The organism is Photorhabdus sp. HUG-39 (assembly GCF_963878365.1).
GTDB classification, from domain to species: domain Bacteria; phylum Pseudomonadota; class Gammaproteobacteria; order Enterobacterales; family Enterobacteriaceae; genus Photorhabdus; species Photorhabdus kayaii.
This window is the reverse complement of sequence record NZ_CAWNWY010000015.1, coordinates 32,768-45,576: the sequence shown is the minus strand read 5'-3', so window position 1 is coordinate 45,576 and position 12,809 is coordinate 32,768. Positions and strand designations below refer to the sequence as shown.

Genomic DNA, 12,809 nt, shown 5'->3' with positions numbered 1-12,809 from the left:
TTATCTAAATAAGGGAGTATGAAATACTTTAATATTGGGATAACTAGAAAATTCCTGTAAATAGTAAGCAGCGCTAACTGGCTCCATAAAATGCCAGTGAGAACTTGGAATGCCGTTCAATGAAGTACACACGGCTTGTTGTCGCCTTCCTTGATCTTTCATAGGCTCACTTCCTGTCCACCATCCCATCGGTTCTCCATTCCTAAAAAACTGATCATACTTAGCTTTGGATTCCAGAAACAGGCACCATTCCGGGCGCCAACCATCAAAACTCACGCCTAAGCATTCCCAAACTTGTATAAGTTTGGCGTCCGGTTTGTAAACGGTTTTAGCTATCTGGAGTTGATAATCTAGGGTAACCTGCGAATATGAACTGGTACTCTCCCAGCTAGAACTTACTTTCTCAGTGGCTGGACACACCTTGCATTCTTCCCTTGCTGTACTGATTTCATCTGTTTGGGCTAGCGATTCCTCTTTTTCATCCTCTTTTGTCATCTCCTCAACACCGAGGCCAACACCAACGCCAACTAATATGCCCGTAAGGGCTGATGCTGCATATTCAGCCGCAGTCAGGGCGACCGGAACTACCAGAGGTAAAGGCATGTTAATTGCTCCTTTTCAACAAGTTATCTATTATTCTCAAGATATCTTTGTATTGTTGTTCCGGGTTTTCCCCTGCTTCAAGGGCATTTTTGATTTCTGGTACACCGTGGAAGTCACGATTAAATGCTGTTAAATAAAGGTATGATTTAATCAGCTTTTTATCTTTAAAGCCCAGGTCTTCGATTAAATACCGATAGGCTTCTTTAAGTCGCTTATGCAAATTTTTCTCATCCTCATGCACAACCAAATCGGCATGTTCTGACAAAATGCATTGCCTGATTTTTTCAATATAAGTATTGTCCTCTATATCAATAATTTTATCGAATTGTTCCTGAGTCAGTATAATCATGGCATCACCCCTTAACTCATAAGCTACTATTATCTATATTGGGTCTTCTATCTGTGTTAAATTCAGACGAAATGATCTCAATGGAAGCAATCATACTGTTTTTTAATCAATTAAGGCAATAAAATCATTCGACGTTGAAAAGAGCCAATAACGATTGGCTTCATGAAAAATGAAGTTTGTGTATGTACTTCATGTCTACATTGAGAATGCGGTGAAGGGGAAAATAACCTTATTTATGCGCAGATTATTTGTAGCGCATTTAAGGTTCGGGTATACTGCTTTCCCGTCTTGGTTATATCCATCATCTTTTAAACCTAAACTTTCAGGTTCAGCATGAAAACTAATTATATTTTTGTGACCGGCGGGGTCGTATCCTCTCTGGGTAAAGGCATTGCCGCAGCCTCTTTGGCGGCTATACTCGAAGCCCGTGGACTCAATGTCACGATTATGAAACTGGACCCGTACATCAATGTCGATCCAGGTACGATGAGCCCAATCCAACACGGGGAGGTTTTCGTTACCGAAGACGGTGCTGAAACTGATCTCGATTTAGGTCACTATGAGCGTTTCATCCGCACTAAAATGACTCGTCGCAATAACTTCACCACGGGTCGGGTTTATTCCGAAGTTTTGCGTAAAGAGCGCCGTGGCGACTATCTTGGCGCGACGGTTCAAGTCATTCCTCACATCACCAATGAAATTAAGGATCGCATCATCAGTGGTGGTGAAGGTCATGACGTGGTACTGGTGGAAGTTGGTGGTACTGTCGGTGATATCGAATCCTTGCCATTCCTCGAAGCCATTCGTCAAATGGCAGTAGAAGTTGGTCGTGAACACACTTTATATCTACATCTGACACTGGTGCCTTATCTGGCAGCGGCTGGCGAAGTCAAAACTAAGCCGACTCAGCACTCGGTAAAAGAGCTGCTTTCTATCGGTATTCAACCGGATATTCTGATTTGTCGTTCAGATCGCGTCATTCCGGCTAATGAGCGGGCAAAAATTGCTCTTTTCTGTAATGTGCCGGAGAAAGCGGTTATCTCCCTAAAAGACGTTGATTCCATTTATAAAATCCCAGGGCTATTGAAATCTCAAGGCTTAGATGATTATATTTGTAAACGATTCAGCCTCGATTGCCCGGAAGCAAATTTGTCAGAATGGGAACAAGTCATTTACGAAGAAGCTAACCCTTCCGGTGAAGTCACTATTGGGATGGTGGGTAAATACGTTGAACTGCCCGATGCGTACAAATCCGTGATTGAGGCATTGAAGCACGGTGGATTGAAAAATCGTCTAACGGTGAATATCAAGCTAATTGATTCCCAAGATGTTGAAACCCGTGGCGTTGAATTATTGAAGGGGTTGGATGCGATTCTGGTGCCTGGTGGTTTTGGTGGTCGTGGTGTGGAAGGCAAAATCATGACAGCCCGTTATGCGCGTGAGAACAAAATTCCTTATCTGGGGATCTGTCTCGGCATGCAGGTAGCATTGATTGAGTTTTCTCGTCATGTTGCGGGTTTGGAAAAAGCCAGCTCAACAGAATTTGAACCTGATTGCCGGTTTCCGGTTATTGGTCTGATCACTGAATGGCGAGATGAAGACGGTAATTTAGAAGTGCGTAGCGAAGAGAGTGATCTTGGTGGAACGATGCGTGTGGGTGGTCAGCCATGCCACCTGACAAAAGAGAGTTTAGTGCGCACCTTGTATGGGGCAGATACGATTGTTGAACGTCATCGGCATCGTTATGAAGTGAATAACTTATTGTTGAAACGTATTGAAGATGCGGGTCTGCGGGTAGCGGGTCGTTCAGTGGACAATAAGCTCGTAGAAATTATTGAGATTCCAGAGCATCCTTGGTTCGTGGCTTGTCAGTTCCACCCAGAATTTACTTCCACTCCTCGTGATGGTCATCCGTTATTTGCTGGTTTTATTAAAGCCGCCGGTAAATATCAGAAAGGCCAGCTCAAATAAGATGTGCAGTGAGTGGCGGTATGACGTGTTCCGTCACTTACCTGAAATGTAACTTGTACTGAGGAAAACCTAATGTCCAAAATCGTTAAAGTGATCGGTCGTGAAATCATTGACTCCCGTGGTAACCCAACCGTAGAAGCAGAAGTGCATCTGGAAGGGGGGTTTGTGGGTTTAGCGGCTGCACCCTCTGGTGCATCTACCGGTTCCCGTGAAGCGTTGGAACTGCGTGACGGTGACAAATCCCGTTTTATGGGTAAAGGTGTACTGAAAGCTGTTGATGCAGTAAATGGCTCGATTGCACAGGCAGTTATCGGTCAGGATGCGAAAGATCAGGCTAACATCGACAGGATCATGATCGACCTGGATGGTACTGAAAATAAATCTCAATTTGGTGCTAATGCGATTCTGGCGGTTTCTCTGGCTAACGCTAAAGCCGCAGCAGCAGCGAAAGGCATGCCGTTGTACGAGCACATTGCTGAATTGAATGGCACTCCGGGTAAATTTTCTATGCCGTTGCCGATGATGAACATCATCAATGGTGGTGAGCACGCGGATAACAACGTTGATATCCAGGAATTTATGATTCAACCGATTGGAGCAAAAACGCTGAAAGAGGCGGTTCGTATCGGTTCTGAAGTTTTCCATAACTTGGCTAAAGTTCTGAAAGCAAAAGGCATGAGTACTGCGGTTGGTGACGAAGGGGGCTATGCGCCTAACCTGGAATCTAACGCGGCTGCACTGGCTGCTATTAAAGAAGCGGTAGAACAAGCGGGTTATGTTCTGGGCAAAGATGTCACTTTGGCTATGGATTGTGCTGCTTCTGAATTCTACAACCCAGAAACCGGTAATTACGAACTGAAAGGTGAAGGTAAAACTTTCACTTCTCAAGAGTTCACTCATTACCTCGAAGATTTGACCAGAAAATATCCGATTGTTTCTATTGAAGATGGCTTGAATGAATCTGACTGGGAAGGCTTCGCTTACCAGACAAAAGTGCTGGGCGAAAAAATCCAGTTGGTTGGTGATGACCTGTTTGTTACCAATACTAAGATCCTGAAAGAAGGTATTGAGAAAGGCATTGCTAACTCCATTTTGATTAAATTCAACCAGATTGGTTCTCTCACTGAAACACTGGCAGCGATTAAAATGGCAAAAGACGCAGGTTACACGGCGGTAATTTCTCATCGTTCTGGTGAAACTGAAGATGCGACTATTGCTGATCTGGCAGTAGGTACCGCGGCAGGTCAAATCAAAACCGGTTCTATGAGTCGCTCTGATCGCGTTGCTAAATACAATCAGTTGATCCGTATTGAAGAAGCTTTGGGTAACCGCGCTCCTTTCTATGGCCTGAAAGAAGTAAAAGGTCAGGCTTAATAGGTAATTAATTAAGTATTAGAATTAAACAGGAGGGGTAAAACCCTCCTCAGATAATTGGCTACCAAGTCATATTTATAATCTTTTGACGTGTGGCTACAAAAAGGCTACGGTGTTCTAATCAAACACACAGGGGAGCATTTACTATGACTGATACTGTTGTCAGAGCCAGGGTGTCACCAGCCTGCAAAGCGGCGGCAATGGCAAATGCCAAAGCACTTGGGCTCGATTTATCTACCGTTATACGTATGGTTATTAATCGATTAGCCGCAGAAGGTCGGCTACCGGATGGGTTGCTGCAACCGAATAGCGAGACGTTACAGGCAATTCATGATCTAGAGAACGGGATAGGTGTTCACCGTTCCAACACGCTTGATGAATTAAAAAGTGATTTAGGTTGGTAACAGTGCTGATTTTCGTTTATCAGAGCCGATTTAAAAGGGATGCCAAAAAGTACGTTAACAATAAAAAAGCGCAAGAAATCATTATGAAAACTCTTGCGCTTTTGCAAACCGGCCAGCCATTACCACCGAAGTACAAAGAACACCGTCTGAGCGGTAACTATATTGGTTATTTGGAATGTCATGGAGCACCGGATTTACTACTGATTTATCGACGTACGGACACTGAATTGATCTTGTATCGAGTTGGTAGCCATGCTGATTTATTCGGATAGTAAGAGGATAACTGATGGATTTTTAAATATGTTTGTTGAGCGGAGAGCTAGCTGTGATTCGAAGAGAAAGAATTAAGTTGAGCTGTGTGTAATAGGTTGATGTTTGAGCATGACAAACCTGAAATAATTTTATTCTTCCAAATGAAAGGCTAAAACCTTCCTTCATAAGGGTAATAGCCTGATAACTTCTACAACGTCAATTTTTGAGTTTTCCTGAGGCAGTCGGTCGGTGCAGCCATGTTTTCACATATGAAACTTTTCGCCGATGGCTTAATAGCGAGAATCCCCCCTTTAATGTTGCTGAGAAGATTTACCTTGATATAACGGATTTTAGTTAGCTGTCTCAACAACAGTTCGGACATATCCATACTTGGCAACTAGAGCCTTGTATTGGTGTGACAGAATTACCCGGTAAGCTGAGAGCTAAATGATGTCCGATGGTCGGGCTCAGAGCCTCGACTGCAAGGTTAAAAAGAAAAAAACATTTAAACAAGACGAAGATCTATTTTTTAATAGAAAAGACACGCTAACCTTTAGTCAGAACTCAGAACTCAGAACTCAGAACTCAGAACTCAGAACTCAGCTTTTTTATGGCAATTATACTTTTGCTTGATATCAGACATATTTATTTCATAACCGGGGTCGCAAGAGAAAAAGATATTTAACGTACGTGAAATTATAAAGATCGCCTTATTTTCCATTCGTTATATTGACCACTCTTTATAGAACTTCCCCGATCTAAAAATTAATGGATTTTTGCGGTCATCCTTATACGTACGATCCATCTTGGAAAAGGATATTGATGAAAATGAATCAGCGAGAAACTAACGTAAGCATATTGGCAGGGAATTCACGAGTTTATCTCAATAAGGATAGCGAGATAGTTGTCGAGGCTCAGTTGAAAGCCTTTGAGGCTGCTCTGATGTTCGCCAAACGAAGCCAAGATGAATGTGGTCAATTACCGAGGATATCCGTGGCGTTCGATCATCATGGGATATTCCGCCTCCAGTTCCTGATAAATAATCTCACTAATTCTCAAAAACGGAACCCTCGTCTGAGTCATCTCCACGCCTCGATCAGGAATATCTTCTTGCCCGTAGCAGAAAAATATCAGATTCCGCTCAGTGAGATACGTGTTATTCACGAAGATTCAGCCAGGCAGCACCTTGTCCACATCCTAGCCTCTGGAGAAATACCCGAAATCATCACACGGCGGATGGTGTCCAAAAACCTCGCTGACGGCAAACCACCGACATCAGATGCTGCTTACGAAGAGCCGACTCAGAAACTCACCTGTGCAGCAATTACGAAGGAGTACTTTGAGAAAGCTGCCGGTGATCACAAAGGCTCAGATACTATTCTGGAGGTGTTCTTTGAGGATTGCGCTTGGTCGAGAGCTTTGGCCTATGTGCGTGGGCTGCAACTCAGTCATATGCTCGGTGTTTCAACCGCCATTCGTCTTAATCTTGTTAATGAAGAGGGGGAGGTGAGTCAAGGTGATGTAATTACTGCCTAGCAGATATATACCCGTTATCTTTCAGGTTGCCTCTTTGTTGGCTGCATTCACTCTGGTTACATAGTTCTCTATGCTCCCGGGGATTCGTTTCCTTGCCGCCGCGATGCATCTTGAAATCCATAGGGTATAGATATAGTCAAGATAATAAAAAAATAATTTCATCTTCGTTTGTTAGTGGGGGAAATAAATTATGTACAACTTAACCCGGCCGATATATTTGGATAACAATGCTACAACGCCATTAGATCCCGACGTGCTTCAAACTATGATGCCCTATTTTACCAGCGCTTATGGAAATGCTGCCAGTAATCACCATGCATTTGGGTGGAAAGCTATGGAAGCTGTTGATAATGCAAGAAAATTGATATCAACATCGATAAATGCGACGAGTCATTCCGATATTATATTCACGTCGGGTTCCACCGAGTCGAACAATCTTGCAATCGCGGGCCTTCAACATCGGGGCAAAAGGGGGCATGTCATCACATCGACAATTGAGCATAAGGCTGTCCTTGATTGTTGTAGTAGGCTCGAAGCAATGGGAACGGAGGTGACCTACTTACCGCCGCAAAGCGACGGCATCGTATCCCCAGATTTAATATCTCGTGCAATAAGAGATGATACCTATCTCGTTTCGATTATGGCCGCCAACAACGAGATTGGTTCAATACAAAAAATTGAAGAGATAGGCGCGATCTGTAAGGAACATGACATTCCTCTTCATACCGATGCCACGCAAGCGCTCGGCAAAATAAAATTTGATGTACAGCGCATGAATATCAGCCTTGCCTCATTTTCTGCGCACAAAATATATGGACCAAAGGGGGTCGGTGCACTTTATATCGATTCACGTAATAAGAATATAACACTCGCTCCTCTCATCGTTGGTGGGGGACATGAGCGAGGCTTACGCTCTGGAACTCTTAACGTCCCGGGGATAGTAGGCTTCGGGCGGGCCGTCGAACTGTCGGTTAAAAACTTGCCTGATGAGTCGATGAGGTTACGTTATTTACGGGATTTACTTCGCTCGTATATTATCGAGAATGTGGTTGACGTTCGGATAAACGGTCATCTTACCGAATGCCTTCCCGGTCTGTTAAATGTCTCCTTCAACGGTTTGGATGCTGATTCGCTTTTGCTGGAGCTTTCCGAAGTTGCGTTGTCCTCTGGGTCTGCATGCACATCCGCTAACAGGGCACCGTCACATGTACTGAAGGCAATAGGCGTCAGTGATGCACAGGCTCAAGCCAGTGTGCGCTTCGGGTTAGGAAGATTTAATAATGAAGACGAGATACGCTATGTTTGTCTCCGTCTGGAAAAAGCGGTGAATAAACTGAGGTCGATGGTGCCAAAGCCATTCGGCGTCCTGTAATAATTAAGATGGAGTTTGACTTATGCGAACAATGTCGGCACTTTTTCTCCTGTTCGGAACCCTGTTCACTGCGGGGGGATATGGTGCCACCTTTCTTATTTCCGCGTATTTTCGCTCACAAGGGGGGAGTGACATTGACACTGGGACGACCCTTAGCGTGGCCTTGGTCGGCACTTTGATTGGCGTTCCTTTGGTTGGATGGTTTGCCGGGCAACTGGAAGCATCACGCCTTGCAGCCCTCGCGGCGCTGGCGATGTCTTGTGGTTATTTTCTTTTAGGGGGTTTCAGCGGTGAACTGAGTTACATCCCGCGTATCGCAGCATTTTTGATTGGACTTGGTTGGGGAATGTTCTATATCAGTGGGCCTATGGCGTTGTCAGAGCGTGTCACTGATGCTGACAGGGGCCACTGGTTTACCCGTTTCAGCGCGTTTCAAATGGCTGGAATTTGCGGCAGTCCCATCCTCCTCGCCGCCGCGGTTGAACAGGCAGGAGTGCCCATACAAACAACGTTTCTCTTTGTTGGCGTCATTGGCATCCTCGCCTCACTACTTCTGGCGACCTTTGGGATCAGGGAACCGCATGGTCAACGGGAGTTATCACTGAGACCTTGGGTGAGAAAAATAACCAAGATTGCTGCCAGCAGTGCGATCCGTCCTATTGTGATGGTAGGTCTGGGAGGCTGCGTATTCTCTGGAATGATGTCGTTCCAAAGTTCGTTGGTTGAAGGGACTCAAGCAAATGCAAGTACATTCTTTGCTGTACATGCAGCGACTGTGGTTGTGTCGCGGCTTTTGTTAGCCCGGCGTTTATCGATGATGCCCCGTATCCCATTGGTCATCGCGCTGATGTTATTCTTAATCATGGGCATTCTGGCCCTGTTAGGCATACCAGTTAACCCCATGTTCCAGGTTTTGGCGGCCATGTTAACGGGAATAGGCTATGGATTGGTGTATCCCGTTATTCAAACATGGGCAGTAAACGATTCTGCGCTTGAGAATCGTCACGCTGCCCTCACTTGGTTCGTTGTCGCCTACTTTGTGGGGATATTTGGATTTCCTGCAATAGGTGGATGGATATTAGTGGGTGCGGGCAAGACCTTGTTTATCCTCACTCTAGCTGCAATAGCTTCTCTTGAACTTGGGGTGGCGTTATTGGGAGGGAGATGGTTTTGCCGCATTAAGGATAGGTTAACGGCACAGAATGAAGCACGTTAACAGTCATTCAGCCAGTCGATAATTATCGACTGGCTGATTTGCCGTTGCACAAGTAACTTTTCGATGGACATAAAGTATTTAATGGGTGTTATTCCTCGTAATTGAAGCGCTTTTTTAGGGCATTCATTAATGTATTTAATGCAGCTTCCAACATTTCCCAAAATAACTAAACTTTTTAAATATTCGAGTATTCATAAAAGAACATTTATTAACGATTAAAATTCATTTATGACTTTTAATCGTTAGATATAATATTTTCTTATTCGGAGAATATTTGGCTGTACTTAGCGGGATTTAACGTTTTAGTACAGTTATTTTTTAGTATTCCGCACCAGTGCGGACTCAGGGGAAAAGCTGTAACAATATATACCCTATGGATTTCAAGATACATCGCGACGGCAAGGGAGCGAATCCCCGGGAGCATAGATAACTATGTGACCGGGGTGAGCGAGTGCAGCCAACAAAGAGGCAACTTGAAAGATAACGGGTATAAAAATATAAATTTGAAGAAAGTATGAATATAGCACCTTGAATAACCAAACTGAAAGGAGAATAAGGAATGATTGTAAAAAACGACTGGCACCCGGCTGATATTATTGCAGGGCTTAAAAAACGGGGAACGTCGTTAGCTGCTGTTTCAAGGGATGCGGGGCTTGCATCATCCACTTTATCAAATGCTTTGCATCGTCCGTGGCCTAAAGGTGAGAAACTCATTGCTACCGCTCTAAATTGTGAGCCTTTTGAAATATGGCCAAGCAGATATTCAAAATGAATTAAAATAAACTTCTCGAAAAAAAGTCAATGAGAAGAGATTAAGTACCTGAAACTTTTCTAGTGTTTTGTGGAAAGTTTCAGGTATGATTAAAATGGAGTGATTAACTCCCTGCCTTGATGTTTGTCATAATTAATTTTTCTGTATAAATTATTTAATCTTTTGTACTGTGCTGACATTCCTCTCTATATTTCTGTTGATTTCACGGATCGCCAGATAGGCGTAATATTACAAAAGCGGGTAAACCAAAAATTTTTTTGGAAGTGGGTAGGATTCTGCTTGGCAGAACCCTAATGGAACAGTGACGGAGTGGTTCATTGTTATGCCAGAGTTATATAGGGATTCGTGTTAATAAATCGGGTAGGAGCGTAGTTATCATATCCCTTACCCCTACAATATTCTTTTAACTGGCTTAATGAATTTATTCCTATTTTCTGATAAATGATATGTAGCCTGCTTTGTACCGTTCTATAGGTAATACTTAATTTTCTGGCAATATCTTTAGCGCTTAGTGATTGTAATGCAAAAAATACTATATCGAACTCTCTGTCGGTAAATAAATCAGTTGGTTTGCCAAAAGTTAATGAGTCAGGGTGCCTGTTGTTTTCAAAATGGTACATGGAATAAATTTCAAGTTTTTTACCGTGCCCAACAATGCCAATGCATTTTCCGTCCTTCATTAGAGGAGTAATATTGACTAGTAGTGGTTGGATTATTTTTTGTCTTCCGCCATAAGTGAAAGTGTTTAGTACCGGAATGGTTTTTTGACTCGTCATTACGTTTCTATCATTAGCTTGTATAACATCTACAAAATCAACCCACGGTCCTGGACATTCAATATCAAGCCTACCTTCCATATTAAAACCTTTGGGTAGGTTGCAGTAATAATGTGTAACATCATTAGCATAAACGAATCGAGATTCGCTATCTTTTATGATCCAAAAATCGTTGCTGTTTTCCATATATGATATGAAAGCATCAAAGCTTTTTGAATGAACATCCAGATCTTTATTTACAGAGAAACTCATAGTGTTATCTTTCATAATTTCACCTATATGATTAAACGGTAAAACTGGAATAATTTCCATGTAAGGTTATCACTTTTGCGACACAATGGATAATTATATTTATGAGTTTTTGGGCACCTATTTGGTGCGGATGATTTTACAGAGGAGCAGTTTCCTGTAATCACCTTCAATATGCTAATATTCTATATTGTGTAAAATTTTTATTAGTAATTATGTTTTTAATGAGTAATTGCAATATGAAATATGCTGGATGGAATGTGAGAGAAACAAGGCTTAAGGTTCTGCCAAGCAGAACCCTAATAGCATAGTGATGATAACGGTGTGGTTCATTGTTATGCCAGAGGTATATAGGGATTAGGGTTAATAAATCGGGTAGGAGCATAATTATCGTACCCCTTATCTCTGCAATATTCCTTTAACTGGCTTAATGAGTTTATTCCTATTTTTTGGTAAATAAATTGTAACCTGCTTTGTACCGTTCTATAGGTAATACCTAATTTTCTAGCAATATCTTTGGCGCTTAGTGATTGCAAAGCAAAAAATACTATATCGAACTCTCTATCAGTAAATAAATCAGTTGGATTGCCAAATGATAATGATTCAGGAGGTTTATTAATTTCCATATGATACATTGAAAAAATTTCTAGCTTTTTAGCTCTGCCTACTACGCCAATCGACTCTCCATCTTTTATCAAAGGCGTGACGTCCGCCATAAATGGTTGAATAATTTTATCCCTACCGCCATACATAAATGTAATCAAAGTAGGAATGACTTTTTTTTTCCTCCATCACTCTACGATCATTAGATTGAATAATATCAGCAATCTCAGACCAATAAACCGGACACTCACTATCCAGTTTACCTTCAACATTAAACCCTTTGGGTAGTCCGCTATGATGAAGTCCGTAATCATTCATATAGATAAATCTCGATTCCTTATCTTTTATATACCAGAACTCATTACAGTTTTCCATATACGATATGAAAGCATCAAAGCTTTTTGAATAAACATCCAGATCTTTATTTACAGAGAAACTCATCGTGTTATCTTTCATAATTTCACCTATCATGATTGAACTATAAAACTGTGATAACCTCCATGTGAGGTATCCCGTAAAATCACCCTTCGCGCTGCTGAGTGAGTTTTGGGCGGAGCATAAGGTTCTGCTTGGCAGAACCCTAATGACATAGTAACGACAGTGATGCTGTGCATTGTTATGCCAGAGTTATATAGGGATTCGTGTTAATAAATCGGGTAGGAGCATAGTTATCATACCCCTTACCCCTGCAATATTCTTTTAACTGGCTTAATGAATTTATCCCTATTTTCTGATAAATGATATGTAGCCTGCTTTGTACCGTTCTATAGGTAATACTTAATTTTCTGGCAATATCTTTAGCGCTTAGCGATTGTAATGCAAAAAATACTATATCGAACTCTCTGTCGGTAAATAAATCAGTTGGTTTGCCAAAAGTTAATGACTCTGGATGAATGTTATTTTCAAAATGATACATGGAGTAAATTTCAAGTTTTTTGCCGTGTCCAACAATGCCAATGCATTCTCCATCCTTCATTAGCGGTGTAACATTGGTCAGAAATGGTTGGATCATTTTTTGTTTCCCACCATAAGTCAAGGTGTTTAATACTGGAATGGTTTTTTGACTCGTCATTACAACATCACAACTAGCTTGTATAATATTTTCAAACTCAGACCACGGTGCTGGACACTCACCATCAAGCCTCCCTTCTATATTAAAACCTTTAGGAAGACCGCTGTAATAAATCATTGTATCATTGGCATAGATGAATCGATGTTCCTTGTCTTTTATAGCCCAAATATCATTGCTGTTTTCCATATATGATATAAAGGCGTCAAAGCTTTTTGAATGAACATCCAGATCCTTGTTTACAGAGAAACTCATCGTGTTAT

The 12,809-nt window shown here is 42.1% G+C and carries 13 protein-coding genes and 1 pseudogene; 8 read left to right on the top strand and 6 right to left on the bottom strand.

Going from position 1 to position 12,809, the window contains the following annotated elements; genetic code table 11:
* Together AAC155_RS11640 and AAC155_RS11635 are read right to left on the bottom strand one after the other, a co-directional pair.
* Positions 1-603, bottom strand: coding sequence for a restriction endonuclease fold toxin 5 domain-containing protein (locus tag AAC155_RS11640; RefSeq protein ID WP_113042266.1), 603 nt, complete (start codon positions 601-603; stop codon positions 1-3).
* A 1-nt stretch (position 604) separates the two neighbouring features.
* Positions 605-952 (bottom strand): hypothetical protein, encoded by a 348-nt coding sequence (locus AAC155_RS11635; RefSeq protein WP_113042265.1) that lies wholly within the window; start codon positions 950-952, stop codon positions 605-607.
* 333 nt (positions 953-1,285) lie between these two features.
* Between AAC155_RS11635 and pyrG the strand changes: the two genes are divergently transcribed.
* The 5 genes from pyrG to AAC155_RS11605 all read left to right on the top strand — a co-directional run bounded on the left by pyrG (position 1,286) and on the right by AAC155_RS11605 (position 6,489).
* Positions 1,286-2,923, top strand: coding sequence for a glutamine hydrolyzing CTP synthase (gene pyrG / locus AAC155_RS11630; protein ID WP_113042264.1), 1,638 nt, complete (start codon positions 1,286-1,288; stop codon positions 2,921-2,923).
* Between the two features lie 72 nt (positions 2,924-2,995).
* Positions 2,996-4,297, top strand: a complete 1,302-nt coding sequence (gene eno, locus AAC155_RS11625) for a phosphopyruvate hydratase (protein ID WP_112876847.1) — start codon at positions 2,996-2,998, stop codon at positions 4,295-4,297.
* A 146-nt stretch (positions 4,298-4,443) separates the two neighbouring features.
* Entirely contained in the window at positions 4,444-4,701 is a 258-nt protein-coding gene (locus AAC155_RS11620) for a type II toxin-antitoxin system RelB/DinJ family antitoxin (protein WP_113042263.1), read from the top strand.
* A gap of 2 nt (positions 4,702-4,703) precedes the next feature.
* Positions 4,704-4,973, top strand: a complete 270-nt coding sequence (locus AAC155_RS11615; RefSeq protein ID WP_110091105.1) for a type II toxin-antitoxin system RelE/ParE family toxin — start codon at positions 4,704-4,706, stop codon at positions 4,971-4,973.
* Between the two features lie 808 nt (positions 4,974-5,781).
* Complete coding sequence (locus tag AAC155_RS11605) at positions 5,782-6,489, top strand: hypothetical protein (protein WP_041380620.1); 708 nt, start codon at positions 5,782-5,784, stop codon at positions 6,487-6,489.
* A gap of 21 nt (positions 6,490-6,510) precedes the next feature.
* Here the strand turns inward: AAC155_RS11605 and AAC155_RS11600 are convergent, their stop codons facing one another.
* Positions 6,511-6,651: a hypothetical protein gene (locus AAC155_RS11600; protein WP_158536555.1), complete on the bottom strand. Its 141-nt coding sequence runs from the start codon at positions 6,649-6,651 to the stop codon at positions 6,511-6,513.
* 28 nt (positions 6,652-6,679) lie between these two features.
* Between AAC155_RS11600 and AAC155_RS11595 the strand changes: the two genes are divergently transcribed.
* The 3 genes from AAC155_RS11595 to AAC155_RS11585 all read left to right on the top strand — a co-directional run bounded on the left by AAC155_RS11595 (position 6,680) and on the right by AAC155_RS11585 (position 9,849).
* Entirely contained in the window at positions 6,680-7,861 is a 1,182-nt protein-coding gene (locus AAC155_RS11595) for a cysteine desulfurase family protein (RefSeq protein ID WP_113042261.1), read from the top strand.
* Between the two features lie 22 nt (positions 7,862-7,883).
* Complete coding sequence (locus AAC155_RS11590; protein WP_011145281.1) at positions 7,884-9,077, top strand: MFS transporter; 1,194 nt, start codon at positions 7,884-7,886, stop codon at positions 9,075-9,077.
* A gap of 562 nt (positions 9,078-9,639) precedes the next feature.
* Entirely contained in the window at positions 9,640-9,849 is a 210-nt protein-coding gene (locus AAC155_RS11585) for a helix-turn-helix domain-containing protein (protein WP_125026268.1), read from the top strand.
* Positions 9,850-10,169: 320 nt separating this feature from the next.
* Here the strand turns inward: AAC155_RS11585 and AAC155_RS11580 are convergent, their stop codons facing one another.
* The 3 genes and pseudogenes from AAC155_RS11580 to AAC155_RS11570 form a co-directional block, all read right to left on the bottom strand.
* Positions 10,170-10,892: a helix-turn-helix transcriptional regulator gene (locus tag AAC155_RS11580; RefSeq protein ID WP_113042260.1), complete on the bottom strand. Its 723-nt coding sequence runs from the start codon at positions 10,890-10,892 to the stop codon at positions 10,170-10,172.
* A gap of 317 nt (positions 10,893-11,209) precedes the next feature.
* A pseudogene (locus AAC155_RS11575) lies at positions 11,210-11,933 on the bottom strand (helix-turn-helix transcriptional regulator).
* A gap of 160 nt (positions 11,934-12,093) precedes the next feature.
* Positions 12,094-12,809: helix-turn-helix transcriptional regulator (locus AAC155_RS11570; RefSeq protein ID WP_445260688.1), on the bottom strand; the 716-nt coding region annotated here is incomplete at its 5' end.